The 26,283-nt window shown below is 71.0% G+C and carries 26 protein-coding genes, 2 pseudogenes and 1 CRISPR repeat array; of the genes and pseudogenes, 15 read left to right on the top strand and 13 right to left on the bottom strand.

Annotated elements, in window-relative coordinates; genetic code table 11:
* Positions 1–8 precede the first annotated feature (8 nt).
* The 5 genes from A3Q37_RS25030 (at position 9) to A3Q37_RS38005 (ending at position 6,562) form a co-directional block, all read left to right on the top strand.
* Positions 9–2,045: an asparagine synthase-related protein gene (locus tag A3Q37_RS25030; RefSeq protein WP_065487885.1), complete on the top strand. Its 2,037-nt coding sequence runs from the start codon at positions 9–11 to the stop codon at positions 2,043–2,045.
* Positions 2,046–2,090: 45 nt separating this feature from the next.
* On the top strand, positions 2,091–2,342 hold the full coding sequence (locus A3Q37_RS25025) for a lasso peptide biosynthesis PqqD family chaperone (RefSeq protein ID WP_065487884.1): 252 nt from the start codon (positions 2,091–2,093) through the stop codon (positions 2,340–2,342).
* A complete protein-coding gene (locus A3Q37_RS25020) occupies positions 2,339–2,848 on the top strand; it encodes a lasso peptide biosynthesis B2 protein (protein WP_065487883.1) in 510 nt (169 codons plus the stop codon). The genes A3Q37_RS25025 and A3Q37_RS25020 overlap by 4 nt, the downstream gene beginning before the upstream one ends.
* A 13-nt stretch (positions 2,849–2,861) precedes the next feature.
* Positions 2,862–4,637, top strand: a complete 1,776-nt coding sequence (locus A3Q37_RS25015; protein WP_255311937.1) for an ABC transporter ATP-binding protein — start codon at positions 2,862–2,864, stop codon at positions 4,635–4,637.
* A gap of 101 nt (positions 4,638–4,738) precedes the next feature.
* Positions 4,739–6,562 carry a hypothetical protein gene (locus A3Q37_RS38005; protein ID WP_255311936.1) on the top strand — a complete coding sequence of 608 codons (1,824 nt, stop codon included), beginning with the start codon at positions 4,739–4,741 and terminating at the stop codon, positions 6,560–6,562.
* Here the strand turns inward: A3Q37_RS38005 and A3Q37_RS25005 are convergent.
* A complete protein-coding gene (locus A3Q37_RS25005) occupies positions 6,550–7,137 on the bottom strand; it encodes a Uma2 family endonuclease (RefSeq protein ID WP_065487881.1) in 588 nt (195 codons plus the stop codon). The genes A3Q37_RS38005 and A3Q37_RS25005 overlap by 13 nt on opposite strands.
* 212 nt (positions 7,138–7,349) lie before the next feature.
* On the opposite strand from A3Q37_RS25005, the gene A3Q37_RS25000 reads away from it, so the two are divergent.
* From A3Q37_RS25000 to A3Q37_RS24985, 4 genes are all read left to right on the top strand, one after another.
* Entirely contained in the window at positions 7,350–7,904 is a 555-nt protein-coding gene (locus A3Q37_RS25000) for a GNAT family N-acetyltransferase (protein ID WP_065487880.1), read from the top strand.
* Between the two features lie 158 nt (positions 7,905–8,062).
* Positions 8,063–8,563 carry a SigE family RNA polymerase sigma factor gene (locus tag A3Q37_RS24995; RefSeq protein ID WP_065487879.1) on the top strand — a complete coding sequence of 167 codons (501 nt, stop codon included), beginning with the start codon at positions 8,063–8,065 and terminating at the stop codon, positions 8,561–8,563.
* A complete protein-coding gene (locus tag A3Q37_RS24990) occupies positions 8,556–9,056 on the top strand; it encodes a hypothetical protein (protein WP_065487878.1) in 501 nt (166 codons plus the stop codon). The genes A3Q37_RS24995 and A3Q37_RS24990 overlap by 8 nt, the downstream gene beginning before the upstream one ends.
* Positions 9,057–9,175: 119 nt before the next feature.
* On the top strand, positions 9,176–10,411 hold the full coding sequence (locus A3Q37_RS24985; protein ID WP_176711506.1) for a mannosyltransferase family protein: 1,236 nt from the start codon (positions 9,176–9,178) through the stop codon (positions 10,409–10,411).
* 51 nt (positions 10,412–10,462) lie between these two features.
* On the opposite strand, the gene A3Q37_RS24980 is transcribed toward A3Q37_RS24985, so the two are convergent.
* Positions 10,463–11,041: a TetR/AcrR family transcriptional regulator gene (locus A3Q37_RS24980; protein ID WP_065487876.1), complete on the bottom strand. Its 579-nt coding sequence runs from the start codon at positions 11,039–11,041 to the stop codon at positions 10,463–10,465.
* Between the two features lie 92 nt (positions 11,042–11,133).
* Between A3Q37_RS24980 and A3Q37_RS24975 the strand changes: the two genes are divergently transcribed.
* The gene (locus tag A3Q37_RS24975; RefSeq protein ID WP_065487875.1) at positions 11,134–11,580 is read left to right on the top strand and encodes a DUF1772 domain-containing protein; all 447 of its coding nucleotides are present in this window, start codon (positions 11,134–11,136) and stop codon (positions 11,578–11,580) included.
* A 34-nt stretch (positions 11,581–11,614) separates the two neighbouring features.
* On the opposite strand, the gene A3Q37_RS24970 is transcribed toward A3Q37_RS24975, so the two are convergent.
* On the bottom strand, positions 11,615–12,079 hold the full coding sequence (locus A3Q37_RS24970; protein ID WP_065487874.1) for a MarR family winged helix-turn-helix transcriptional regulator: 465 nt from the start codon (positions 12,077–12,079) through the stop codon (positions 11,615–11,617).
* 30 nt (positions 12,080–12,109) lie between these two features.
* Between A3Q37_RS24970 and A3Q37_RS24965 the strand changes: the two genes are divergently transcribed.
* A complete protein-coding gene (locus A3Q37_RS24965) occupies positions 12,110–13,174 on the top strand; it encodes a bifunctional NAD(P)H-dependent oxidoreductase/GNAT family N-acetyltransferase (protein ID WP_065487873.1) in 1,065 nt (354 codons plus the stop codon).
* A gap of 19 nt (positions 13,175–13,193) precedes the next feature.
* Positions 13,194–13,772: direct repeats of the CRISPR family, unit length 28 nt; unit sequence GGAACACCCCCGCGGGTGCGGGGACCAC.
* Positions 13,773–14,036: 264 nt separating this feature from the next.
* Here the strand turns inward: A3Q37_RS24965 and A3Q37_RS24960 are convergent.
* A pseudogene (locus A3Q37_RS24960) lies at positions 14,037–15,110 on the bottom strand (MarR family transcriptional regulator).
* Between the two features lie 560 nt (positions 15,111–15,670).
* On the opposite strand from A3Q37_RS24960, the pseudogene A3Q37_RS24955 reads away from it, so the two are divergent.
* Positions 15,671–15,868 (top strand): annotated as a pseudogene (locus A3Q37_RS24955) (HAD family hydrolase); the annotation flags it as partial.
* A 74-nt stretch (positions 15,869–15,942) separates the two neighbouring features.
* Here the strand turns inward: A3Q37_RS24955 and A3Q37_RS24950 are convergent.
* The 3 genes from A3Q37_RS24950 to A3Q37_RS24940 are packed head-to-tail and all read right to left on the bottom strand — an operon-like array spanning position 15,943 to position 17,552.
* Positions 15,943–16,794 carry a helix-turn-helix transcriptional regulator gene (locus A3Q37_RS24950; RefSeq protein WP_065487992.1) on the bottom strand — a complete coding sequence of 284 codons (852 nt, stop codon included), beginning with the start codon at positions 16,792–16,794 and terminating at the stop codon, positions 15,943–15,945.
* Between the two features lie 16 nt (positions 16,795–16,810).
* The gene (locus tag A3Q37_RS24945) at positions 16,811–17,326 is read right to left on the bottom strand and encodes a DUF6879 family protein (RefSeq protein ID WP_065487871.1); all 516 of its coding nucleotides are present in this window, start codon (positions 17,324–17,326) and stop codon (positions 16,811–16,813) included.
* Positions 17,298–17,552: a hypothetical protein gene (locus tag A3Q37_RS24940; protein ID WP_065487870.1), complete on the bottom strand. Its 255-nt coding sequence runs from the start codon at positions 17,550–17,552 to the stop codon at positions 17,298–17,300. The genes A3Q37_RS24945 and A3Q37_RS24940 overlap by 29 nt, the downstream gene beginning before the upstream one ends.
* 700 nt (positions 17,553–18,252) lie before the next feature.
* Between A3Q37_RS24940 and A3Q37_RS24930 the strand changes: the two genes are divergently transcribed.
* A complete protein-coding gene (locus A3Q37_RS24930) occupies positions 18,253–19,380 on the top strand; it encodes a methyltransferase domain-containing protein (RefSeq protein WP_065487868.1) in 1,128 nt (375 codons plus the stop codon).
* Positions 19,381–19,434: 54 nt separating this feature from the next.
* Here the strand turns inward: A3Q37_RS24930 and A3Q37_RS38000 are convergent, their stop codons facing one another.
* Positions 19,435–19,569, bottom strand: coding sequence for a hypothetical protein (locus A3Q37_RS38000; RefSeq protein ID WP_255311935.1), 135 nt, complete (start codon positions 19,567–19,569; stop codon positions 19,435–19,437).
* Here A3Q37_RS38000 and A3Q37_RS24925 point away from each other — a divergent pair.
* Positions 19,568–20,155, top strand: coding sequence for a class IV adenylate cyclase (locus A3Q37_RS24925; protein ID WP_065487867.1), 588 nt, complete (start codon positions 19,568–19,570; stop codon positions 20,153–20,155). The two genes, A3Q37_RS38000 and A3Q37_RS24925, sit on opposite strands and share 2 nt — an antisense overlap.
* A 5-nt stretch (positions 20,156–20,160) precedes the next feature.
* Here the strand turns inward: A3Q37_RS24925 and A3Q37_RS24920 are convergent, their stop codons facing one another.
* Complete coding sequence (locus A3Q37_RS24920) at positions 20,161–20,508, bottom strand: hypothetical protein (protein WP_255311934.1); 348 nt, start codon at positions 20,506–20,508, stop codon at positions 20,161–20,163.
* Between the two features lie 468 nt (positions 20,509–20,976).
* Between A3Q37_RS24920 and A3Q37_RS24915 the strand changes: the two genes are divergently transcribed.
* Positions 20,977–21,555: a hypothetical protein gene (locus A3Q37_RS24915; protein WP_065487866.1), complete on the top strand. Its 579-nt coding sequence runs from the start codon at positions 20,977–20,979 to the stop codon at positions 21,553–21,555.
* A gap of 40 nt (positions 21,556–21,595) precedes the next feature.
* On the opposite strand, the gene A3Q37_RS24910 is transcribed toward A3Q37_RS24915, so the two are convergent.
* From A3Q37_RS24910 to A3Q37_RS24895, 4 genes are all read right to left on the bottom strand, one after another.
* The gene (locus tag A3Q37_RS24910) at positions 21,596–22,174 is read right to left on the bottom strand and encodes a DUF417 family protein (RefSeq protein WP_079137974.1); all 579 of its coding nucleotides are present in this window, start codon (positions 22,172–22,174) and stop codon (positions 21,596–21,598) included.
* 604 nt (positions 22,175–22,778) lie between these two features.
* The gene (locus A3Q37_RS24905) at positions 22,779–24,209 is read right to left on the bottom strand and encodes a GH1 family beta-glucosidase (RefSeq protein WP_065487865.1); all 1,431 of its coding nucleotides are present in this window, start codon (positions 24,207–24,209) and stop codon (positions 22,779–22,781) included.
* A 57-nt stretch (positions 24,210–24,266) separates the two neighbouring features.
* Entirely contained in the window at positions 24,267–25,181 is a 915-nt protein-coding gene (locus A3Q37_RS24900; protein ID WP_065487864.1) for a carbohydrate ABC transporter permease, read from the bottom strand.
* Entirely contained in the window at positions 25,178–26,158 is a 981-nt protein-coding gene (locus tag A3Q37_RS24895) for a carbohydrate ABC transporter permease (RefSeq protein WP_065487863.1), read from the bottom strand. Before A3Q37_RS24895 ends, A3Q37_RS24900 begins: the two co-directional genes overlap by 4 nt.
* Positions 26,159–26,283: the final 125 nt, after the last annotated feature.

Genomic DNA, 26,283 nt, shown 5'->3' with positions numbered 1-26,283 from the left:
AGGTGAAGATGCCCGGCCAGTTGCGTGACTACTTCGTCGTCCTGCCGGACAGCGCGGCGGGAGCGGCAGCGGCCGGGCAGCTTCCCGCCCCGGGAGCGGCCGCCGGACGGTCTGCCGGACCGGAGGCCACCGGGCCCGCCCGGGAGGCGGGCGACACCCTGACCGTCGCCCACCCCTCGGGCCGGCCCTGGGTCGTCGCCCGCCCGCTGGTCCGCAGGGTCAGCCATCTCGCGCGGGGCGAGGACGCTCTCGTCCTCATCGGCCCGGACCGCGTGCCCGACGCCGTGCTCGCCCGGATCCTGGAGGGCGCCCGCGACCGGACGGGCCTGGAGCGCCGCCTCGCCCGGCTGCCCGGCCTCTACCACGTGGTCGCCCGGCTGTCCGGGCAGAGCTGGATCCGGGGCACCGCCACCGGACTCCGCCGCGTCTACCACGCCCGGCACCCGGCGGCCGGAACCATCGCCTCCGACCGCCCCGCCGTCCTGGCCCGCCTGATCGACGCGCCCCTGGACGACAGCGCGCTGGCGCTCCGGCTGCTGGACTTCCTGCCGCACCCCCTGAGCCGCCGCCCCGTGTGGCGGGGCGTCCACGAGACCAGTGCCGGGTTCGGCCTGGCCCTGCCCGTCGCAGCACCGGGCACGGCCGCCGTCCCCGGTCCCACGGAGCACCGCTGGTGGGAGCCGCCGCCCGGCGAACTGCCCCTGGCGGAGGGGGCCCGCAGAGTCGGGGACGCCATCGCGGCTTCCGTACGGGCCCATGTGGGCGGCCTGGACCGGATCAGCTGCGAACTCTCCGGCGGCCTGGACTCCACCGCCCTCACGTTCGCCGCCCGGGAGACCGGCCCGGCGTCGCTGTCCCTGCTGACAGTGGCTGCCCGGGACCGCTACAGCGAGGACGAGACGTGGGCGCGCAGAGCGGTGGAGGCGGCGGGCGGTACGACGGTGACGGCCGGCGGCCATGCGGCAGGGGCGGCCGGGGACCATGGCGCCGCGACGGCCGGGGACGACCGCGCCGCGACCGCCTCGGCCCGGAACAGACCCACCGACCCGGCCGCCCCCGCCCTGGACCACCACGTCATCCCCGCCGACGACGCCCCCTACTTCTACGCCGATCTCGCCTCCACCGTCGCCGAGTTGAACGACGAACCGCTCCCCGTCGCCCCCGGCCGGGCCCGGGCGGAACTGCTTCTCGGCCGCGCCCGCGCCACCGGCTCCCGCTACCACCTCACCGGCTACGGCGGCGACGAGATCTTCCTCGGCCTGCCCCACGCCTACCAGGACCTCTTCCACGGCAACCCGTTCACCGCCTGGAGCCACCTCGGCGGCCTGCGCCACCAGCTCGGCTGGCCGTTCCTGCCCACGGTGAAGGCGCTCCTGAACCGCTCGACGTTCCCCCGCTGGCTCGCCGGGGCGGTCACCGCCGCCCCGCAGCCCGTCGCCCGGACCCCGCTGCTCTCCTGGGGCGTACGGCAGTCCCCGCACCCCTGGCTCACCGAGCACGCGAAGGCCCTGATCGCCGAGGAGTTCCGGGCCGCCGCCGAGCACGCCGAGCCGATCGACCCGTGGCGGGGACGGCACGTCGACATCGACGGCGTACGGATGGGGGCCCGGCACTTCCAGGCGATGGAGGACATCGGCATGACGATCGGGCTGCCGGTCGCCGCGCCCTTCTACGACGACCGGGTCCTGGAGGCGACCCTCGCCGTACGTCTGCCGGAGCGCATCAGCCCCTGGCGCTACAAGCCGCTGCTCGTCGAGGCGATGCGCGGGGTGGTGCCGGACGCGCTGCTGGCCCGGACGACCAAGGACCACATGGCCTCCGACGAACACCAGGGGCTGCGCGAACACGCCTCGGAGCTGGCTGAGTTGTGGACAGGATCCCGTCTCGCCGAACACGGCCTGGTGGACGCCCGCCACCTGCTCCGACTGGCGGCCGACCCCTTCTCGCCGGTCCTGGTCGAACACTCCATCAGCTCCACGGTCGCCGGGGAGACCTGGCTCCGCACGGCCGAGAACGCCTGGCCCGCACCCCAGTTGACCCCCTGACGACGACGACCACCACCATCACCACCAGCAGCAGCGAGGCACCCTGTGAAGCTCAGAAAAGGCATCGCCGTCACGACAACCGAGTACGGCGGAGTCCTGCTCGACGAAAAGGACGGCAGCTACTGGCAGTTGAACGACACCAGCGTGATCGTCGTCGAGGCCTTCGCCGCCGGGCAGACCCCCGAGGCGGCCGTCGACCGGATCGTCGCCGAGTTCGACGTCGAGCGGGCCGAGGCCGAGTCGGACGTGGCGGAACTGACCCGCCGGCTCGTCGAGGCGAAGATCCTGCGCCCATGACCACCGAGATGACGATGCCCCGCCGGGGCGCGGGAGCGGGCGGGGTGCGGCTGCGCGCCGCCATCGCCGCCGCGTTCGTCCTGGCCCGGCTCAAGCCCGGCCGGCTGCGCCGGGTGCTGGCTCGGTGTTCCCGGGGTGCGCGCCCGGCCTCGTACGCCGAGACGCTGGAGGTGCTGGAGGCGGTCGTCGCCACCAGCCGCCGCTGCGCGAGCCGTTACGGCTGCCTGCCCCGCTCGGTGGCCGTCGCCCTGGCATGCCGGATGTCCGGCGTCTGGCCCGACTGGTGCGCGGGGGTGTGGGCGACCCCGCCGTTCTCTCCGCACGCCTGGGTGCTGGCGCAAGGACGTACGGTCGGGGAGCAGGCAGAGGCCGCCGATCTGCGTCCTTTGATGGTGGTGACGGTACGCGAGGGGAGCCAGGGTGAGCGCGGTGGCGGGGACGACGACGGGAACGGGACAGCCGGATCCGGATCCGGATCCGGGCCCGGGCCTGGGCAGACCGCCTGAGAGCACGGAGCCAGTGAGGCCCACCCCCACCCCCACACCCACACCGGCGAATACCGCCGGCCCCTCCCCCCTCCGCCTGCTCCTCGCCCGGGTCCGTCCGCACCGGGGCGTCCTGATCCGGGCGGGCCTGCTCTCGCTGGCCGGGTCCGGGGCGGGTCTGGCGATGCCGCTCATGGCGAAGCACGCGGTGGACACGTACGCCGACGGCCGCTCGCCCGTGGCCCCGCTCGTGGTGCTGACCGCGCTGGTGCTGGTGGGCGCCTGCCTCTCCGCGTACGGGAGTTACCTCATGTCCCGTACGGGAGAAGGGGTCGTCCTGCGCGCACGGGACCAACTGGTGGGTCGCATCATGCGGTTGAAGGTCCCGGCGGTGGACCGGCTCACGCCCGGGGACCTCCAGTCACGCGTCACGAGCGACACGACCCTTCTCCGCACGGTGCTGTCCAGCGGGCTCGTCGAGTCGTTCAACAGCGTGCTGATGCTGCTGGGCACGGTCGCCCTCATGGCGTACATGGACCTGACGCTGCTCGGCGTGACGCTGGTGGTGGTCGTCGGCATCGGGGCCGTGACGTCCCTGCTGATGCCGCGCATCCAGCGGGCGCAGCTCAAGGCGCAGGAGTCCGTGGGCGCGATGGGCGCGGCCCTGGACCGGGTGCTCCAGGCGTTCCGTACGGTCAAGGCGAGCGGCGCGGAGGAGCGGGAGACGGCGGCGGTCGCGGCGGCGGCCCGGCATGCGCACGACCGGGGCGTGGCGGTGGCGAAGTGGTCCTCGGTCTCGGACGTCACGATGACGATGTCGATCCAGCTGGCGTTCCTGGCGGTGCTGGGCGTCGGCGGCGCACGGGTCGCCTCGGGCTCACTGGAGATCTCGTCGCTGATCGCGTTCCTCCTCTACCTCTTCTACTTGATGGGCCCGATCGGCGGCCTGGTCGAGGGCTGGACCGGCTTGCAGAGCGGGCTGGCGGCGGTGCGGCGGATCGACGAGGTGGAGTCGCTTCCGGGTGAACCGGCCGAGGAATTCGGCGGGTTGAAGGAGAAGGACAGAGGCCCGCTCGGGGTGACCTTCAAGGACGTGACCTTCGGGTACGGGGACGAGCGCGCCCCTGCCCACCACGGAGTGACGTTCGACGTGCCGACGGGCGGGATGGTGGCGCTGGTGGGCCCGTCGGGGGCGGGCAAGTCGACGGTGTTCAGCCTGCTGGAACGCTTCTACGACCACGAGGCAGGCGCGATCACTGTGGGCGGCCGGGACATCCGCGACTGGCCGCTGGCCGAGCTGCGGGCCTCGCTGGCGTACGTCGAGCAGGACGCGCCGGTGCTGGCCGGGACGCTGCGGGAGAACCTCGTCTTCGCCGCCCCGGACGCCGGGGAGAAGGAACTGGCGGCCGCGGTCGCCCGTACCCGGCTGGACGCCCTGGTCGAGCGGCTGCCGGACGGCCTGGACACGGCGGTCGGCCACCGGGGAGTCACCCTCTCCGGCGGCGAACGCCAGCGCATCGCCATCGCCCGCGCGCTGCTGCGCCGCCCGCGCCTGCTTCTGCTGGACGAGGTGACGTCACAGCTGGACGCGGTCAACGAACAGGCGCTGCGCGATGTGATCCTGGAACTGGCCGAGCAGACAACGGTGTTGGTGATCGCACACCGCCTGTCCACCGTCCGGCACGCGGACCGCATCGTGGTCCTGGAGGAGGGCCGGGTCCGCACGGCGGGCACACACGAGGAGCTGATCGCCGGGGACGAGCTGTACCGCGAGCTGGCGACGACGCAGCTGGCGGCGGAGACGCGGTGAGGGACCCGGAGGGTGTGGGCGGGGAGGCGGACGCGGACGGTGGGTCTGGCGCGAGCCCGGAACTGAGGGGCCGGTTCGCCGAGGAGGTCGACTGGTCAAAGGTGGTCAATCCCTACGTGCCGGGGCCACCGCACGGGCCGGACCTGCTGGAACGGCTCTGGTCGCCCGACTGGCAAACCGCCGACGACGCCTGCGGCAGCCTGCACGCCGCATGCTGCGGCGACGGAAGTTGGGTGGGGCTCGCGGCACTTGAGGTGCTTCCGTTCCTCGTCGAGGCCGTCCGGGATCCGGCCGTGAAGGTGCGTCCGGAGGTCCTGGAGGTGATCGCCGACCTCGCCCGCGCCGGGAACAAGGCCCGTACGGCGAGGCCGGGTTCGCGGCTCGGCGGACGGCGTCCCACCGCCCCCGCCGCCTGGCCCGCTGCCTGGGAGCGGGCGGTCGAGGCGCTGCTGCCGGGGCTCGCGGACGACGCCGAGGAGGTCCGGGCCGGGGTGGCGGCCGTACTCGCGCGGGCCCCCGGCCGGGCGGACGACCTCATCGACCGCTTCCGGGCCAGGTTCGAGGAAGAGCCCGAGCTATCGGTGGCCGAGCAAATAGTTCTGGGTGTCGGCGAGTTGGCCGCCCACGCGGTGGAGCGGGGCGAGGAGGCCGTCACCTGGCTGCGGGAGCGGATGGGCGATGCCGGGAAGGGCGAGGAGCCCGACATCGACGACGAAACCGAAGCGTGGCTCGCCTGGATGGAACAGCACGGGCACGATGTCCGGCTGCCCGCGATCGCCGCGCTGCGCCGCGCGCTGCCCGGCCGCCCGGACCCGGCGTACGCCCGTACCACTGCTGACGCGCTGCTCACTCCCGCGCTTCCCGGCACCTCCCACTATCTGGAGTGGCGCTCCCGGTATGTCGCCCGCGCCACCGCCGCCGACGCCCAGCTCGACGAGGACCTCCCGGGACGGCTCACCCTCGCCCGGGCCCTGCTGCGCCAGGACACCCCGGACCGCCACGAGGCGGGTCTGCGGGTCGCGGCGACGCTGATGTCCCGATGGCGTTCGGCGGTACCGGAACTCCTGCCGGAGGTGGCGGAGTTCGTCGACGCCGCGGATCCGGAGAACCGGGCGTTCGCGCTGCGGATCCTCGCCATGTGCGGGGCAGCCGCCGACCGGTGGGCGGACGGGGCTGATCCGGACCGGGCCGCCGCGGGCCCGGCCGAGGCAGACACGGCCGGCGCTCCGGCCGCCGCTCCGCCCGCGCCCGCCCCAGCGGTGCCCGCCCCGCCCGTGCCTGCCCCGGTCGAGGCTGCCGACCGTGACCGGCTGCGCGAGGCGTTCCAGGAGGCGCTGCGCGAGAAGCCCAGCTACCCGTCCTCGCCCCCGAGAGATGCCGTGATGAGGGCGCGGGCCCTGTGGCGGGCGACGGGGGACGCGGAGGAAGTCGTACCGGCGCTGCTGGAGTTGACCGTGCACAGCGCCCGGAAGGCATACACGACTCCGGGAGGCGTCGGACCCCTGCTTCTACTGGCCGAGATCGCCGCGACGTACCCGCCGGTGGCGGACCGGGTGGCGGAGCGGCTGTACGCGACAGCCCGGGCGCGCATCGAGGGCGACTGCGGCTCCGAGGCGATGAAGATCCTCCAGGCACTGTGGCGGCTGACGCGCGACGGGCGGCGGGTCGCCCCGGCCCTGGTCGACCTGGTGCGGATCTGCCCGCCGGGCGGCTGCCCGCCCACGATCGTCGACGCTGCGGAATTCCTCGCCGAGGTCGCCACCGCCGACCCGGCATGCGCGGCGGAGGCGGCCCCGCGGGTGCGGTACCTGCTCGACACCGACGAGCGCCCCGTCAGCCACGACCTGTGGGACGCCGTCCGCAGGGACGAGGCGTTGCTCGCGGCGGTAAGGCTGGTCGTGGACGTGGCGGATCAGCGGACGTAGTCCTTGAGCTCCTCGGTGTCCAAAGTGATGGAGACAGGGTGGGGGATGGTGACCGCGTCTCCGTAGTCGTACGAGTGCTGTTGCCGGTAGCGGCCCTTGTCCGGCTCGCTGTGGACGAGGAGAGTCCCAGACTCGCGGTCGATCAAGAGGCGGACCGGGATGCCCGCTGCCGCGTATCCGTGAGGCTCCTCGTAGCGGTCACGCCGGTCGGTGTCGTGATCGTACGAGGTCACTTCCACGGTCATCAGGACGCCCTCGGAGGGGGCCCATTCCCCTTGTCCGGCGAAGTGCCGACGAGGGGCGAGAGCGCCGTCGGGACGAGCGCGGCCCTGCCGGTGGTCCTCCACCATCAGTCCCTGCTCGGGGTGCAGGTCGAGGTCGGGGCGATGCTGCATGCACTGACGCAGCAGCCACATGAAGATGGTTCCGTGATCCCCGTCCGGCACGGGCTTGACCTCTAGCTTTCCGTTGATGAGCTCAAGCGTCACGGTCTCGGGGGACGTACGGGCGAGCTGCTCGAACTCCTCGACGGACATCTGGGCCTGCGGTGCGTGATCGGCGGTGCTGGGGGTCATGGCGTCGGCTCCTCCCCTCCGTCGTGCCCTGTCCGGTCTGTGAGCGAGCTGCACAGCCATCGGTATGCCCTTTCGGATCGTCACCCATTTGGTCCAGGTCCTCCGCACGCTAAGGTCCCGCGACCGTGTGTCGCAACTCGATCACAAATTGTCAACTTCGCAGCTGGGGAGGGTGGGTGGGACCGCGAAACCTGTTGAGGGAAGATCACGGGATGACGCACACAAGCCCTTCCCTCCCGAAGCCGTCCCCCGAGTTGTCGTTCCGGCGGGCGGGGGAGCGCGACCTGACCGAGCTCGTCCGCCTCCGGGACGACGCCGCGCGCTGGCAGATCGAGCGGGGTATCGAGCAGTGGAAGCCCGGGGAGCTGGGCCCGGAGCACTTCGGGGCGCGGATGCGCGCGGGTGAGGTGTGGATCGCCACGGCCGGCCCCGGCGGGCCGAGCGCCGGGGCGTGGGAGCTGTGGTGGGACGACGAGCCGGCCTGGGGTGTCCAGCCGCCGGTCGCGGGCTATGTCCACCGCCTGATGACCGACCGGCGCACCGCCCCGCCCGGAGCCGGGCGGGCCCTGCTGGCGGAGGCCGAGCGCCGGATCGCCGCGTCGGGCCGCCCGCTGTGCCGGCTCGACTGCCTGACGTCGAACACCAGGCTGCGCCGCTACTACGAGGAGGCGGGGTACGCGGTGGTCGGGGAGCAGGCGGGGAAGAACGGGGACGGGGGCCGGACGTACGGGGTGACGTTGTTGGAGAAGCGGCTGCGGGCGGGCTGAACCTCCGCCGGACCGGGCTGACTACCGGCTGACCTCCGCTGGGCAGGCTGAGCGCCGGCTGCTGTGACGACCGTCACCCCGATGCCCGGTCGGCGCTGTAGACCGGATGCCCGGCGGCAGGCGTATACCCGGTGAAGCGAAAGATCCGGGAGCAGCTTTTGACCGTCGAGGAGTTCGAAGAGTTCTACGCCCAGGCGGTCGCACGTCTCACCGGCCAGTTGTACGTGATGACCGGCGACCTCCAGGAGGCGCAGGACGTCGTGCAGGAGGCGTTCGTCAAGGCGTGGGTGCGGCGCGGGCGGCTGGAGCGGGACGGGCAGCCCGAGGCGTGGATCCGTACGGTCGCCTGGCGGCTGGCGGTGAGCCGTTGGCGCTTCCGGCGGCGGTCGGCGGACGCGTGGGGCCGGGGGAGCGGCGGGGCGGAGCACGTCGCTCCGCCGGACCCGGACCATGTGGTCCTCGTCGACGCGCTCCGGGAACTGCCCGCCCAGCAGCGGCGGACGCTGACCCTGCACTACCTGTGCGACCTCACGGTCGAGCAGATCGCCGGGGAGACCGGGCTTTCCACCAGCACGATCAAGACGCATCTGGTCCGTGGCCGGGCGGCGCTCGCCCACCGGCTCCGGGACCCCCGCATCGAGGAGGCTCCTGATGTCTGAACCGCGGGATCCGAAGGGGCCGAAGGGTCCGAAGGAGCCGCAGGATCCGTTGCGGTCCCTGTTCCTGGAGGCCGGTGAGTTCGGGCAGGCCCTGACCGCCCCGGACACCGCGTCGAGCATCACCCGGCGCGGCATGCGCGCGCAGCGGCGCCGGATGGCCGTGGTCGCGGTGGGGGTCTGCCTGGTCGTCGGCGGGGGCGGCGCGGTCGCGGTGGGTCTGCTGCCGGTGCGGCCGCAGCCGGTGGCCCCGGCCACGAGCCCGTCGCCCAGTTACCCGTCGCCCGTACCGTCGGAGGGCCTGCCCACGGAGCCGCCGTCCCCGCCGCCGTCGCCGAGCACCACGATGCCGGGCGGCACGGGGACGGAAGGGCCGGAGGGGCCGTCGGGCCGGACCACCGAGCCGGGCGGACCGCCCACTCCCACGCGTACGAGTACGAGCACGACGCCACCGCCGGCCTCGGCGACAACTGATGGGGGCGCGTCGACGCCCTGACGTCGCCGATCCGCCTCTCCCCTTCCTCCTCCCTCCTCCTCCCTCCGTGCCCCGGCGGCTTTCCGGGCGATCCGGCGCGCCCCGACGTACCCGCGAGGCGTGCCCGAAAGGTGCCTGCGTTGTCCACGCTCTCCTCCGGGCTGCAGCCTTCTCCAGTCCGTCCTGCGCCCGCCGCAGCTCCCGAACTCCGCTCTGTCGACCCCCGGTTGGCCCGATTCCGCTTGACCCCCGCCGATCGCGGCGTCCTGTGGCTCTACCTCCTCACCCGCATATCCCTCTGGATCACGGCCCACTTCGCCCGCTGGCTGTTTCCCGCGCAGTCCGGCGTACGGGAGGCGGCCCCGGTCCTGGCGCCCTTCCAGCAGTGGGACGCGAACCACTACCTCCACATAGCGCGCGACGGCTACTTCCCGGCGGGCGCGGGGCCGTGGGCGAGCGGCTGGGACAACCGGGAGGCGTTCTTCCCCGGCTACCCCCTCCTGCTCCGCACCGTGCACACGGTGGTGCCGGACTGGACGGCGGCCGGGCTGTTGATCTCGTTCGTCGCGGGGGCCGTTGCCGTACTGGCCCTGGCCCGTATCGCGCGGGCGTATCTGCCGGAGGACGCGGCGGGCCACCGTACGGCCGTCCTCTTCCTGCTCTCGCCCTGCGCGGTGTTCCTGGCGGCGGGCTACACGGAGGCGCTGTTCCTCGCGTTCGCCCTGCCCGCCTGGCTCGCGGCGATGCAGCACCGGTGGGCGCTCGCCGCCGTACTGACCATGCTGGGGACGGCGGTTCGGGTCAGCGGTCTGTTCCTCGCGGCGGCGATCGGGCTGCTGTTCCTGCTGTCCGTGCGGGCGGGCCGGGTCCGTTGGAGCTGGCGGGCTGCTGGCTGGACGCTGCTTCCGGCGCTGCCCCCGGCGGCGTACAGCTGGTATCTGCACGCGCACACCGGCGACTGGATGGCCTGGAAGCACGCGCAGGAACGCGGTTGGTACCGGACGTTCCACCCGCCCTGGGAGGCGTGGGCGAACACCTGGACCGGGGCGTTCGGCGGTACGCAGTCGACCGGCTACGCGTTCATGTTCCAGGCGGAGTTGGCGGCGATGCTGGTGGGTCTTGCCCTGGTGGCGCTGCTGGTACGCCGACGTCGCTGGCCGGAAGCGGTGTACGTGGCCCTCAGCCTGTGGGCGTTGGGAACGTCGTACTGGTACACGTCCGTCCCGCGCGCGACGCTCCTGTGGTGGCCGCTGTGGATCGGCCTGGCGGCGCTGAGCCTGCGGCGGCCGTGGTTCAGGACGGCGTACCTGTGCGTGGCGGCCCCGGTGACGACGCTCGTCGCGCTGACGTTCCTGACGGGGAGATGGGCGGGGTGAGGGGACGGGGGCCGGTCCCGTCCGAGGCCGGTCGGGCGGCGGGAGTACGTGTCAGAGCGCGGCGAGCCGTTCCACCAGGAGATCGAGCCGCTGCTCGGCGCCCTCCGGCAGGAGCCGCCCCGCCCGGGTCAGGGTGGCCAGCCCGTGCAGGGCGGACCAGAAGAGCTCGGTGAACAGCGCCGGGTGCACGCCTTCCCCGGCGACCTCGCCGAGCGTCTCCAGCAGTGCGGCGAAGGCGTCCTTCAGCGGCTCCGGGGTGTCCTCGTGCGCGAAGACCAGGCCGCCGTCGAGCTGGAACAGCGCGTCGTAGACCGCCGGGTTCCGCTCGGCGAATTCCAGGTAGGTGCGGGCGAGGGCGGAGACCCGGGCGCGGCGGCCGTCCGCTTCGGCGGTGGCGGCCCGTAGCGCCGCGGCCATCTCGGCGGCGCCTTCGAGGGCGACGGCGCCGATGATCTCGCGCTTGCCGCGGAAGTGGCTGTAGAGGACGGGCTGGCTGTATTCGATGCGCTCGGCGAGCCGGCGCGTGGTGACCGCGTCCCAGCCCTGCTGCTCGGCGAGTTCGCGCGCCGTCGCCACGATGAGGCGCTCGCGGCTCGCCCGTTCCCGTTCCTTGCGTTCCCGTACCGACATGCTCCGACCCTAGCACTGCTAGACAATCGAGCGGCAGTAGGTCTAGCGTTGCCTCAACATCTAGCGCCGCTAGATTTCAGGAGGGGGTCATCATGCTCGATGCACTTGGGATCGTCACCACCGTGATCGTCGGACTGCTGGTGGGGGTGGAGTTCTCCGTCGCCTTCGTCATCAACCGGATCCTCGACGCGCTCCCCGACGACAGTGCCCAGCTCGGGCGGAGTCATGGGGGTCGGATGCTCGGCGCCCTGATGCCGTTCTGGTACATCGGCTCGCTCGCCCTGAGCGCGGTGTGGGCCATCGCCGGATGGCGCGAGGAAGGCGCCGGCCTGGTCGTCGCCGCGGGCGCGCTGCTGCTCGTCAGCGTGATCATGTCGGTCCTGCTGCTCGTCCCGATCAACAACCGGGGCAAGACGTGGACCCCGGAGAACCGGCCCGAGGACTGGAAGGAGCAGATGAACCGCTGGGACCGCTACCACTACGCCCGCGTGGCTGTCCTCATCGCCGCCTTCGCGTCACTGGTCACGGCCCTCGCCTGAGGTGGGTCCGTGCCCTTTCCCGCCCCTCTACCGTCTACCGGTCGGCGCTGAGCTTCTGTGCGATGTGGCTCAGCGCCGCGAGTTCGTCGGGTGTCAGTCGGTCGACGAGGCGCTGCCGTACGGAGTCGACGTGGGAGGGCGCGGCATCCCGCAGTACGTCCCAGCCCGCCGAGGTCAGGACGAGGAGGCAGCCCCGGCCGTCGGTGGGGTCGGGGGCGCGCCGGATGAGTTCGCGGGCCTCCATGCGGGAGGCGTGCCGGGACAGGCGGCTGCGGGACCAGCCCATTTTGGTGGCCTGTTCGTGCAGTGTGCTGGTGCCGTCCTCGCGCTCGGACAGGGTGCTGAGTACTTCGTAGTCCGGCTCGGAGAGGCCGAGTGCGGCCAGGTCCTGTGCGATGCCGACCTGGACGGCGGTCACCATGCGGAGGTACGCGCGCCAGGCGCGGTCCTCGTCGGGGGTGAGCCAGTTGACCGGGGTGCCCGTCTCATTCGTTGACATGTAATCAACCTACCGGCTAATTTCGTTTCCATGACAACGAGGCGTCTGCGTGTTCTCGTCCTGGTGTGCAGTACCCGCCCCAACGCGCTCGGCCCGGCCGTCGGGCAGTGGCTGACCGACACGCTCGCCCCCAGCGCCGAACTGCTCGACGCGGACCTCGTGCCCTTGTCGATCGGCGATCTGGGCCTGCCGTTCCTGGACGAGGAGGAGCACCCGTCGACCGGTGTGCACCAGCACGAACACACCCGGCGCTGGAGCCGGATCGTCGACGAGGCGGACGGCTTCGTCTTCGTGACGCCGGAGTACAACTACGGGATGCCGGCGACGCTGAAGAACGCGCTGGACTACCTGAGCCCCGAGTGGGCCTGGAAGCCGGCGGGCTTCGTCAGTTACGGCCACACGTCGGCCGGTACGCGCGCGGTGCAGCACGCGAAGCAGGTGGTGACCACGTTGCGACTGGTCCCACTGGGGGCGACCGTGGCCCTGCGGATCGCGGACGTGATGCACGAGAACCGCGTGGCTCCCGAGGCGCGCCACGCGGAGGCGGCGGAGGGCATGCTGGCCGAACTGGTGCGGGTGGCAAGGGCCTTGACCCCGATGCGGGAGCGCGAGCACCCGGCGTCCGTGGCGGGCCCGCTCCCCGGTTCGTACGCGCGCCGGCTCGGCCCGGACGACGCGGCGGAGGTGACCGTGCTGCAACGGTGCTGCTGGATGGAGGAGGCGATCGTCAACGACACCCTGGCGATCCCGGCGCTCCACGAGTCACCGGCCGACATCCGCGCCTGGCTGGCCGACTGGCACACGACGGGCCTGTGGCGGGACGCCCACCTGCTCGGCATGGTCCGCACCCGCCGCACCGACACCGACCTCCACGTGGGCCGCCTGGCCGTCGCCCCCGACCTGCGGGGCCAGGGAGTGGGCCGCTGGCTGCTGCACCTGGCCGAGTCGGCGGGGGAAGGATGCGCCCGCATAGTCCTGTCGACCGGCGCGTCGAGCCACCGCAACATCGCGCTGTACCAGCGGCAGGGGTACGCACTGCTGCCGGAGTCGGAGGAGGCGGGTGCGGTGGATCTGGTGAAGGGGGTGGGGGTGTGAGCCTGGTGGTGGTGGGCTGGGGAGATGCCCCGCGGGTGCGGGGACCACCCCTCAGGATCTCCCAACACACGGAACTAGTAGGGAACACCCCCGCGGATGCGGGGACCACGCGGCGAGGGTCGCGAGGTGCACCCCGGAACCCGGAACACCCCCGCGGGTGCGGGGACCACTGGCGTCCTGGGTCGGACGTGTCTCCCTGGACGGGAACACCCCCGAGGGTGCGGGGACCACAAGCTGAGTGGTGGACTGATGGCCAGGTACGACGGAACACCCCCGCGGGTGCGGGGACCACAAGGCCCGCATCGCCCAGTTCAAGACCGTGGTGGGAACACCCCCGCGGGTGCGGGGACCACATGGGGACTCGCTATCGCTGATGTGGAGCGCGGGGAACACCCCCGCGGGTGCGGGGACCACTGTCGACGCGTTGCTGAGATAGGTCACAAAGGAGGGAACACCCCCGCGGGTGCGGGGACCACCTCCGGATACACCTGAATCGTGATGCCCGGTTGGGAACACCCCCGCGGGTGCGGGGACCACACTCCCCTCTTCCCCGGGTCCCGGGAAACCCCGGGAACACCCCCGCGGGTGCGGGGACCACGCTTCGTGACCTGCGGCTTTATGTGGGCAGGGAGCGGTTTTTGCTCACTTCTTGAGAAAAGGACATATCGCCCCTGTCGTTGCAGCGGTCGCAGTTGGATTTTGGTCATGGTGATTCTGCCCTCTGCTGGCTGTACGGCGCGGCTTCCTCGGCTGAGAAATGTGGCCATCGTCCCGTCGGGGCACGTGTGTTGGTGTCGCTGGGCGCGTTTCGCTCCGCGCTTCTGTAGGTGGCAGGGGCAGGTTGGTCGGCTGTGGTTGGGGCTCAGACGGGTTTGAGGAGGTCGCGGAGGTTGGCCATGTGGGCTTTGACGGCGGCGATTTGGGTGGGGTCTGGCGGGACCTGTTCGTTCTTGGAGTGGGTGGCGCGGCAGGGGTGGCAGAGGCCGTCGGGGAGGGCTTCGGGTTGGCCTGGGCGGCCGCAGTCGGTGCATTCGACGAGGAGGCGGCGGGTGGGGGTGGGGGTGTCGGCCGGGGTGCTTGCGGCGGCTGGCAGCCGGGGCGGCAATTTGTCGGTGAGGCGGCGGCGGATCAGGCCGACGGGTGAGTCGACCTGGGCGGGGAGTCCGGCTTTCAGGGTGCTGGCGAGGTAGTCGACGGTGACGCCTCGATCGAGCCATTGGGCCGCGAGTGGTTCGAGGGTGGTGCAGTCGTCGGCGGAGAGGCCCAGGCGGTGATCGTCGCGCCCGAGACGGGCGAGGGCGAGGTAGGCGGGGGAAGGGGCGGTGTCCCGAGTGCTCCAGGTGTCCCCGGTGTGCCTTGCGGGGGCCGTGTCCTGGGGCGCCTCCCGGGTGGGCGGCGCGGGTTCGCCGTCTGGTGCGTGGAGTGGGGTGCGTTGGAGCGGTACGCCGGTGGGTTCGGGGGCCTGTCCGGCAGGCGGCGGGCCCTCGGGCTTTGTGGGCGGCGGGGGTTCCTCGTCCGGGACTCAGGGTGGCGGCGGAGCCGTGTCGGAGTCGGCCGCTTCGGGTGCGGCAGCGGGCGCTGCGGTCTGGGCGGCGGTTTCGGTGGCGAGGTAGGTGTTCCACCATTCGTTGTCGCGGGCCGTGCGGGACCAAAAGGTCCGGAAGACCCAGCGGACTTCGTCGCCCACGCCGACGGGGCACTGCACGCGTCGCAGGTGCCCGGCGACGGACAAGGCGTTCAGGGAGGTGGAGACGGCCTGCTGTCCGTAGAGGGGGAGTTGCTTGGCCAGTTGCTTGATGGTCATCGAGGCCCCGTCGGGGAGGTGGTCGATGAATCCGGCAACGTAGCGTTCGCGGGTCGGCAGGGGGGCGAAGTCGTCGCGGGTGCGGGGTTGTTGGCCGGGGGCGGAGCGTTTGCCGTACCCGGGCTTGGCCATCGGGTACGCAGGTGAGACTGCGGGGGCGTGCGGGGCGGAGCTATGGTGCTGGGTAGCCACGGGATCGGCTTTCTGGGTAGTGATCTTGTGGTCAGACCCCGGCCTGGTGCGACAACACCGTGTCGGGGTCGTTCAGTTCTCGCACCGTAAGCGGCCGTCACGCTCCGCCGCAAGCTGTCACGATTAGTCATACTGGCTGGCCGTGACGGGGTGGGGAGGTGGGGAGGTTTTTCCCAACCCACCTTCTTTCCTGCCCGGTTAAAGAAGGCGCTCGTGTCCCGGGTCTCGTGTCCCGACGCCCGAGTCCCGGGTCCCGAGCTTCGGGCCGGAGCCCCGTTCACGTACCCCCGAAAGAGTGACCCGACTGTCCCCGAAGCCCGAGTCTTGGGCCTCGGGCCCGAGCTTCGGGGGCGGTACGGCTTGCCTTCGCCCAGGGCGGCACACGGCCAGTCGACGCTTCCCTGCGCCAGGAGTTCGTCGGCGAGGCGGATCACGTGCCGGCTGTCCCGGCGGTCTGTGGCTTCGTGCACCGGCGGGGTTCAACCTCAGGCCTGGAGGAGTCCGGTGCCCCCGCATGCGACACCGTCGGCGACCACCCCGCGAACGACACGTTCCCCGCCGCCGAGGCCGGACTCCGCACCGCGCACATCCGCCGGGGCCCCTGGGGACACCTCTGGGGCGACGACGACCGCGTACGCGCGACTGCCGAATGGGTGATCCAGTCGCTCGTGGAACTCACCGATATCGCCGGGAAGTAAGGGCGTGGCCGATGGAAGGGGAGCCTTCCGGAGGGCCGAGGCGTTGCTGGGGCTGTCGAGTGGAGTGGCGCCGATCAGGAGTCGAGAGCCGTGATGGCTTTCGCGATGATTTCGCGGGCCGCCTGCCCCCGTACGGCGTGTTCGGAGAGTCGATCGAACGCCTGTGCATACAGCTGCACTTGGCTCGGTTGAACGAGGGTCTGAGCGGCGTCCAGTGTGTCGGCGTGGACTCTCTTCTTGTCGAACATGGTGAAGGTGGCCATCGGCCATACGGTCCGCTCGGCGGCGAACGGGATGATGCCCACGGCGACCCTGGGCAAGGCCATGGCGGCCAGCAGGTGTCCGTACTGGACGGCCATCGTCTCGGCGTCGGCGACGCGGTACCGCAGGACCGACTCTTCCAGCACGATCAAGAATCGGCGGTGGCCCTCCCGGATGACCCGGTTGCGGTCCATGCGGGCCGCCACGGCCTCGCTCACGTCGTTCTTGGTCCCCCGGAAAGCCGCGATGGACGAGAGCAGCGCCGTGGCGTACTCAGGCGTCTGGAGGAACCCGGGGATCACGTCGGAGCAGTAGACGCGGAACAGCTTGGTGCGGTCGTACAGGGACGCCCCGCTCTCCTGCAAGCGTCGCAGGCCGGTGCCCTGAAGCCGCCTCCACCGGACGTACGCCTCCGCCGACTGCCGGTTGTCCGCCGCCAGGTCGTCCGCCTGCTCGGAGGCCCCGCAAGCGGCGCACCAGGCCCGAATGTCGGCGTCCGACGGGGGTGTTCGGGCGTTCTCGATCCGGGAGGACTTCGACTCGTGCCATCCGCAGCGAACGGCCAGTTCGCGCCCCGAAATTCCGGCGTCCAGACGCAGTTCCCGAAGGCGGGCAGCCAGGCTCTCGCGCGCCTTCTGGACGTTGGGCGACGGGTGTGGGGGCAACAAACCGGCCGTTCTGTCAGAGCTTGAACTGTTCGTGTGGTGTGGCGAGCTGCCAGACAGCTTCGAAAGCGGCACGGCACAGGTCCGCAGTCGCCGGCTCGTCCGTGATCTCGTCCTCCACCACCACACCGTCACCCGAGAAGTGGTGAACCCGCAACAGGGTGCCGTCGAACAGCCAGAAGTCGTTTCCCGGCAACGCAATGCCGGTCGCCAACCTTCTGGGTAGCCAACGGACTTGTTCGCCTGCCGTCACGTTGGCGTGGGTGACGTAGTGCTCCCAGCGGATGTACTCGCTCACGGGCTCCGAAACGATCCGAGCCCGCCTGATGGTGACGCCACGGGCCACGGTGTCGGAGATGAGCTGATCGTACGGATGCCACCAGGAGTCCTTGTCCGCCCAGTTGATGCGCTCTCCCCGCTGCCACGCCTCGAATCGCTCCGTGGGTGCGTAGAAGTCGCGCATTTCCAGATGGACAGCGGACCGCTGGCACTTGCCCAGCAGGTCACCGAAGCCGGGCGCGCTCGACGGCATCACATGCCTCCCTGATCATCGGGATCATCCGGGCCGGAATCCGGATGATCGCTTCCGTGTCCGGCACCGACCCGTTCGCCGGGCTGGTCGCCTCGCACCGGGCGTGAGTCTCCGCATCGGGCTTCCAGCCCTGGAAGAGGACTTCCTGGTTCTCCGCGTCGGCCCACACGGTCGGGCAGTGGTCGCGGTCGGTGTCGGGGTCGATCCCCACGAACTCTACGGACATGCCAGCCTCCCGGCTCAGAGGGTTTGCTTGGACTTGCATCAGCCCTACCCACCTGCGTTGATGCTTCAACATCACTTCTAGTGAAGGAAATTGGAGTGCAAACTCATGCAAGGAAGTGGAGTCCCGGCGCGGGCGGTCCTTAGCGTCATTGGCAGGGCCTGACCATGGTCCTCCTGCCACACCTGTTCGCATCCGGGGAGAAATGACGATGCGCCATAAGGCAACTCAGGAAAGCCCGGTAGACCTGCCGGTGGGGTTCAACGCGTGGCTACTGGACTGCGCCCCGACTGCGGATTGTGCGACCTGCCGGACCGAGTGGCGAAGCCTCAAGGCGGCCGAAGAGGCCGGGGAGATCTGGCAGGCCGCCGACCACGCCACGAAGATCCGCGACCACGCTTCGGGGAGCCACTGATGCCGATGGAGATGCAGACCTACCGGGACGGCCACAAGGTCGCCGCCGAGGCAACGGAGTCCATCCGAGGGGTCATGGCCGGACTCGGGCTGCCCGAAGGCGTCGTACTCCGCCTGACTCCCATTCCGACATCGAATGCATCGATCAGAGGAGATGGATGATGACTATGACCCGTGTTCCGGTTGAGGCCGGGAAGCATGGTGGGGCTCCGTCGGACAAGCCGTGGACGCCGCCGCAGGAGCCGAAGCCGTCGCCGGACGGCAGCCGTCCCCAGTTCGTGCCGCAGTCGTGAGCGGCGCATCGCAGGCACCGACGTACCCGGATCTGGTGCGGGATCTCGCTGATCGCGGTTTGCTCACTGGTCGTTGGCGGCAGGTGTTCGAGGCTGTGCCGCGCAGCCGGTTCGTTCCGGCCGATGTCTGGCGGCAACTCCCCGACCGGTGCGAGCCGGTGGTGGGTATGGATGCCTGGCTGGCGTTGGTGAACAGCGACGAGCCGGTGGTGACCCAGCTCGACGACGGGGCCGAGGACGGGCCCGGTATCGCCACGTCGTCGAACTCGATGCCGTCGATGGTGGCCCGGATGCTCGGGCTGCTCGAAATCGACGACGGACAGCGGGTGTTGGAGATCGGCACCGGGACCGGTTACATGGCCGCGTTGCTGTGTGAACGGCTCGGTGACGATCTGGTGCACAGCGTCGAGCTGGATCCGGTTGTGGCGCGGCAGGCGGCCGAGGCTCTCGCGCAAGCCGGGTATCGGCCGCATCTGCGGGTCGGGGACGGTGAACAGCCTTGGCCCGGGCTGGGGTTGGTGGACCGGGTGATCGCTACGTGTGCGTTGCGGTACGTCCCGTACTCGCTGCTTCGGCAGGTCCGGCCCGGCGGGGTCGTCGTGGCCCCGCTGGCCCGGGAGTTCTGGTCGGGGGCGTTGGTCCGGCTCCGCGTCCAGGACGACGGTACTGCGGTGGGCCCGTTCTGTGGTGGGGCGACGTACATGCCGATGCGGTCCCACCGTGCGCCCGACCTTCACGACGTACGGGGAAGGGGTCGGGCTCGGGCGGCGGGTCTGGATCCCGCTCGGCTCCTCGATCTCGGGTTCGCGCTGTTCGCCGGGGCTCGGCTGCCCGGTGTGCGGCTCATCCACCAGGACAACGGCGAAGGTGTCCAGGTGTGGGTGACCCGCGAGAACGGGAGCGCGGCGACCGCTGCCACCGGCGAAGAGGTGTGGCAGTACGGGCCCGGGTTCCTGTGGGAGGAGATCGAGCAGATCTGGTGGGAGTACGAGGCCGCCGGGCGGCCCGACGCCGACCAGTTCGGGCTCACCGTTACCGACCGGGGCCAGCACGTCTGGCTCGGGGAGCCGCGCCAGGTGATTCACACCGCGGACTTCGCGAAGGCGGTAGCTCCCACCGGGTGAGCACCGATTTCCAGGGAGCGCCTTCACCCCCACTTCATCGGCGACTGGGAGGTCCTACTCACCCTGCGGACCACCGAGTTCGCCGAGCGGCCCCACGTCGGCCAGTTGCACGACCACACCCACCGCATGGGCCTGCTGCTCGCGGCCCGGACATCCCCCCTCACCGACCACTTCTGAGAGAAGACCCATGAAGCACGAGTACGAGGCGAAGTTTCTGGCCGTGGACGTCGCCGCCCTCCAGAACAGCCTGAACGCCCTCAATGCGGTCCAGGCGTTCCCCCGCACTCTCCTCACCCGCAAGATCTTCGAGAACGACTCCCTCGACGGCGGAGCCTGGATCCGACTGCGGGACGAGGGCACCCGCTCGACCCTCACGCTCAAGCAGGTCACCGACGCCACGACGATCGACGGCACCAAGGAGATCGAGACCGAGGTCACGGACCTGCACGCCATGGCCGACATTTTGCGCCGGGTCGGCCTCACCGAGGTCCGGTACCAGGAGAACTACCGCGAGGGATGGCGCCTGGGCGAGGTCGCCTTCGACTTCGACACCTGGCCGGACCTTCCCACTCTCCTGGAGATCGAAGGACCCGACGAGGCATCGGTGCGCCAGGCCGCCGCGCTGCTGGACCTCGACTACTCCGAGGCCCGGTTCGGCAGCGTGGACGAGATCTACAAGAGCGAAGCCGGGCGCGACATCCTCGCCGAGCCCACGCTCCTGTTCTCCGAAGCCGAGAAGCAGAAGGACGCTTCTCCTTTGGCCCAGGACCGTTGATACGGCTACCGCGCCAGTTCGTACACCCGGCACACATCCGGGTCGCCGAGATTGGCGAACAGCATGGGCTTCGCGCTCCCTTCGTCCTTGCCTACCTCCAACTCCCGGAGCGGTGGACCCGGCGACCCGGTCTCGCGGTTCTCGAAGCTCAGGCGGATCAGGCCGGTCTCGCCGGGGTCGTTCACCAGCGACCAGGTTCCCTCTCCGTCGAAGGACGGGGCGTCCTTCGCGAGGATGCCCACGCCGTTCTCGGCGGGCCAGTTGCCGGCCGTGAAGGTGACGGTGGTGCCGCCGATGTTCGTCAGCGTGAGTCGTGATCCGTTGGGGCCTGCGTACGTTCCGTACAGGTCCATCCGGCTGACCTCGTCCAGCCGGGGGGGGGCGGTCCGCAGAGCGCGGCGTCGGAGCAGCCGGTCGTGAGCGAGAGGGAGAGGGCTGCAAGCGCGGATGCTGCGGCCAGGTGGTGGCTGGGTTTCCGTCCGGCGCGACTCACTTGTCCCTCCCGGTGGGGATGCGCTCGGTCCAGGTGACCGTCCGGCTGACTGCTCTGGTCACCGGGCCGTCGGCGATTCCGGCCGCCGGTTCCTTGGCCATGTGCGAGGTCTCTCTCATCCGTCAGGACGGCCCGTAGGCAGAACCTTCACACAGGCTCATGGGGTGGACGAGACGGCGAATCCGGGGCATCCCATGGGCTGCCCTCCTGTGTGCGTCATCTGGCCCGGGTGGGGGAGGCGGTCGGTACCTGAGCGGGACTGCTGGGAGTCGCTGCCGCGCGACAGTTGTGAGGACCGTCCCTCCCCGCCACCGCAGAAGGAAGCGTCATGGCCTCTGTCGCTGATGCACACGCCCCCGCCGACGCCGTGTCACCACCCGTCCCCCGCTGGGCCGAGTCGGCGGCCAAGGCCGTTCCCTGGTGCGTTCTGCCTTCCGGGCTCTGGCGGGTCGCCGTCATCATCGGCATGGCCTTCGGCTGGTTGGAGGGCGGGACGAGTGTCGCGGAAGAGGTGTACATGCTCGCCCTGACGGTCGTCTCCGAGCTGCTGGCGCTGCTCACTCTCGGGCTCGTCCGGCCCTGGGGCGAGATCCTGCCGCGTCGGCTCCCGCGCGTGGGCGGGCGGCGCGTACCCATGGCCGCAGCTGTTGTTCCCGCCGCGCTGGGGGCTCTCGCCGTCACCGCCGTCTGTCTCTACTTTCTCCTGAACACCTTCGTCTTTCACTTCCAGCCCGAGCCGTTGATCGGCACCGGCGACAAGGATCCGTCGGGCGTCATGAGCACGGGGTGGGTGCTCGCCCTCTCCTACGGGCCGCTGCTCGCCTGGGGGCCGTTGCTGGGCGCGGTCACGTACGCCTACTACCGGCGTCGCTGTCGTACGCCGATGTCGTCGTCCGGCGCCGCCTGACTTACTCGTTGCCCTCCGGCCGGGGAACGCCCCAGAGGCTTCAGCCCGCACCGTCCGGCCTCCCGGACCGGTATCCCCGGCTCCACTCGTTCGCCGCCACGACCATGCACACCGCTACCAGGACCACGTTCTTGACGACGTACTGCCCCTCCATGGTCGGCGCGGGCGAGTGAGGTTGCCACATCGCGTCCGGGAGGAGGAAGAGGGTCGAGAACACGCCGCCCATGTGCAGGAAGAACGCGACGAGCGCGGGGCGCAGCAGGCTGCGGCCGACTATCAGGCCGATGCCGATGGCTGTTTCCAGGGCCGCGAGGGAGAGCAGCAGCACGGTCTCCGGGACGAGGCCCAGCGTCATCTTCGTGGCCGCGTCCACGGCCAACTGCTCCGCCGGGCTGGCAGAGGGGAACAGCTTCAGGACGCCGAAGCCGACGAAGACGATGCCGACCGTCGCCCTCAGCAGGGTGAGGGCGTGCTCGTCGACCAGCTCGGCGAGTCGGCGGGGGAGGGGGAGTTGGGGGCCGGGGGCGTGGGGGGTGCGCTCCAATTCCCCGTCTCTCAGCGGGGATCCGAGGTTCTTGCTGGTCGGGGGCAGGCTCGGCTCAACAGTGTGGCTGCTCATGTGCGATCTCCCGTGATGTCTGTGGGGGTGGGAAAACGTGCATGGATGGACCCGCTCGGCTCGTCGGGCACGTGGGAAGTGGGGGAAGGGGGGAAGAAGAGCCCGTTGCTGGGCGTCAGGGGCGGGGCAGATCGGTGCGCGCCTTGAAGTGGGGCCGGTGAGGCCGGTGGGGCTGGTGAGGCTGGGCTGGTACGTGATCGACGTGGCCGATCGCCCTCACCGCTTGGTCTAGACCATACGGACGAGGGTTGGGAGGTCGTCAAGGGGCGCGGCTCGCGGCACCCGTCGCAAGGAGTGCATTCGCGCCATGTTGCTTCCACGGATGCAAGCGGTTGCTCGCGCGGTCGCCGTACGGGGGCGGGGCGTGGCCTCCGTGAGGTCCGGCGTGGTTCACCCTCGGCTTACCGGGGCCGATGGGCTTTTCGGCCACCCCGGCGCCCCGCTGCTCATCACAGTTGCTCCTCGCCCGGCCCCACGCATCCCCGATCTTCCATCCGGCCGAAAGCCGCCCGGCCGAATCCGGGAGGAATCAGCCGCCGGGTACGCCGAAGGGCCCCGGAGTGCGTACGTGCACCCCGGGGCCCTTCGGTGAGGCGGAGGGGGATCAGGCCCGATCCAGACCGCCCCGCCCGATGACCTCCGCGTACCACCGCGCGCTGTCCTTCACCGTCCGCCGCTGCGACGCGAAGTCCACGTGCACGATGCCGAACCGCTTGCTGTAGCCGTACGCCCACTCGAAGTTGTCCAGCAGCGACCACAGGAAGTAGCCGCGCACGTCCGCCCCGTCCTCGATCGCCCGGTGTACGGCCCCCAGGTGCGCGTCCAGGTACGCCACCCTCTCCGGGTCGTGCACATCGCCCTCCGGGTCCGCGTAGTCGTCGTACGCCGCCCCGTTCTCCGTCACCAGCACCGGCACGGACGGGAGTTCGTCGCGCAGGCGGGTCAGCAGTTCGTACAGGCCGTCCGCGTCCACCGGCCAGTCCATCGCCGTGCGCGGGCCCGCCGCCGGAGTGAACGCCACATGCTGCTCCGCGCCCGCCCAGGGGGACGGGTACTCCGACGTACCCGCCGAAACCACGCTCGGCGAGTAGTAGTTGATGCCCAGCGAGTCGATCGGCGTCGACGTGACCTCCAGGTCGCCGTCCCTCACGAACGACCAGTCCGTCACCGCCGCCGTGTCCGCCACCAGGTCCTCCGGCAGCCGCCCGTGGAACACCGGGTCCAGGAAGATCCGGTTCGCCACCGCGTCGATCCGGCGCACCGCGTCCCGGTCCGCCTCGGTGTCCGTCAGCGGGCGCAGGGCGTGCAGGTTCAGGGTGAGGGAGATCTCCGCCGTGTCCGGGAGGCGGTCCCGCAGGACCCTCGCGCCCGCCCCGTGCGCCAGGTTCAGGTGGTGCGCGGCGCGCAGGGCCGCCAGGTCGCTGGTGCGGCCCGGGGCGTGCACCCCGTTTCCGTACCCCAGAAACGCCGCGCACCAGGGTTCGTTGAGCGTCGTCCACGTCGACACCCGGTCGCCCAGCGCCCCTGCCACCAGACCCGCGTACTCCGCGAACCGGTGCGCGGTGTCCCGCTCCGGCCAGCCGCCCGCGTCCTCCAGCTCCTGCGGCAGGTCCCAGTGGTAGAGCGTCGCCACCGGTCTGATCCCCGCCGCCAGCAGCTCGTCCACCAGCCGGCGGTAGAAGTCCAGGCCGCGCTCCACCGCCGGGCCCCGGCCCGTCGGCTGCACCCGGGGCCAGGAGACCGAGAACCGGTAGTCCGTGACGCCCAGTTCCTTCATCAGGCGTACGTCGTCCGGCATCCGGTGCAGATGGTCGGCGGCGATGTCACCGGTGTCGCCGTTGCGCACCTTGCCGGGCGTCCGGCTGAACGTGTCCCAGATGGACGGCGTACGGCCGTCCTCGGCGGCCCCGCCCTCGATCTGGTACGCGGCGGTCGCCGTACCCCACCGGAAACCGGCCGGGAAGCGGAGCACCGTACCGGTCTCGGGGCGGGCGCCTGGGGCGGTCGCCGGGCGGGCTTCATCGACAGCGGTCATGAGACGGACACTCCAGGGTGAGGGGGACAGAAGAAGAGGGGGAGGTGGGCGGTCCGGTCAGCCCTTCACCGCGCCCTGCATGATGCCGCCGACGATCTGTCGGCCCAGCAGGCCGAAGACCAGCAGCACCGGCAGCGTGCCGAGCAGCGTGCCGGCCATGATCACCGACTGGTCGTTGACGTAACCGCCGCCGAGCTGGCGCAGCGCGACCTGCACGGTCGGCTCCTGCGAGGAGAGCGCGATGATCGGCCAGAAGAAGTCGTTCCACGCCGTCATGAACGTCAGCATCCCGAGCACCGCCATCCCCGGCCGCGCGATCGGGATCACGATCGACCAGAAGATGCGGGCCGTCGAGGCCCCGTCCACCCGGGCCGCCTCGATCAGCTCGTCCGGCAGCGACTGCACCAGGTACTGGCGCATGAAGAAGACGCCGAAGGCCGAGACCAGGCCCGGCAGGATCACCGCCTGGAGCTGGTTCACCCACTGGAGCTCGGCGATCAGCATGAACAGCGGGATCACCCCGAGCTGCGGCGGGATCATCATCGTCCCGATCGTCAGCGTCAGCAGCGCGTTGCGGCCCTTGAACTTCAGCTTGGCGAAGGCGAATCCGGCCAGCGTGCAGCACAGGACCGTGCCGATCGTGATCGAACCCGACACGATCAGCGAGTTCAGCAGCGCCTTGCCGATGTCCGCCTCTTCGAGGACCTGCTCGAAGTTCTTGATCAGGTTCGGGCCCGGCAGCAGGCTCGGCGGGACCTTCGCCATGTCCGCGTTGGACCGGCTGGCCGTGACGATCGTCCAGTAGAACGGGAACGCCGAGATGAGGAGGGCGAAGCCGAGGATCAGGTAGGAGAGCCAGCCGCCCTTCATCGTGCGGCCCGCGCCTCCCCGGCCGATGCGCCTGCCCGGCGGGCGGTTCTGCGGCGGATCGCCCTTCTCGGGCGCGGTCGGCGGTGCGGCGAGCGCGGTCATCGGCCGGCCTCCTTGCGTGCGCGGCGGCGCGCGATCAGGGCGTTGGCCCCGACGAGCACCACGATGAGGACGAACATCACCCAGGCGATGGCCGCGGCCCGGCCCAGGTGGAAGAAGCCCCAGCCCTGCTCGTACATGTACAGGCCGAGGGTCTGGTACTGGTGCGAGATACCGCCCGAGATCGATCCCTCGAACAGCAGCGGCTCACCGAAGAGCTGCGTCGCGCCGATCGTCGAGATGATGACGGTGAAGATGATCGTGGGGCGCAGGCCGGGCAGCGTGACGTGGATGAACTGGCGCCAGCGCGACGCCCCGTCCATCTCCGCCGCCTCGTACAGCTCGTGCGGGATCGACTGCATGCCCGCCAGATAGATCAGCGCGTTGTAGCCGGTCCACCGCCAGACCACGATCGACGACACCGCGATCTGCGAGGCCACCGTGCCGGTCTGCCAGTCCACCGGGTCGAAGCCGACCAGGCCGATCACATAGTTGATCAGCCCGAAGTCCTTGCCGAAGAGCTGCGCGAAGACGAGCGTCGCCGCGGCCACGGAGGTCGCGTACGGCAGCAGGATCGCGGTCCGGATGAACGTCCGGCCGCGCAGCTTGTAGTTGAGCAGGTGCGCCAGGCCCAGCGCCATCGCGAGCTGCGGGACCGTGGACAGCACACCGATCGTGAACGTGTTGCGCAGCGAGGTCCAGAAGAACTCGTCGGTGAACAGCGCCGTGTAGTTGGCGATGCCCCGCCACTCCATCTCGCCGCTCGTCTGGAGCTCGACCCGGTAGAGCGAGACGAACGCCGTGTAGAGGAGCGGGAAGAGGCCGAAGGCCAGGAAGAGCGTGAAGAAGGGGGCGATGTAGGCGTACGGGGAGGCCTTGCGCCAGGTGCGCCGGAGCGCGGCGGCCCGGCCGTCGTCGGGGCCGGGCCCGGTACCGGCGGGGCTGCGGGGCCCGGCCTTCGCGGTGGCGGTGAGGGACACGGTGCGGCCCTTCGGGATCGGGGGCGGAGATACGAGTTACGTGGAGGGGTACGGGGGTGGGGCCGGGCCACCGTGGTGCGTACCGGTGGACCGGCCCCAGGCAGGAAAGGGGGAGGAGCGGGACC

The sequence above is a fragment of the Streptomyces sp. PTY087I2 genome (assembly GCF_001687325.1).
GTDB lineage: Bacteria > Actinomycetota > Actinomycetes > Streptomycetales > Streptomycetaceae > Streptomyces.
Note: the sequence above shows the minus strand (reverse complement) of the source record. Positions and strands in the feature narration are given on the sequence as shown.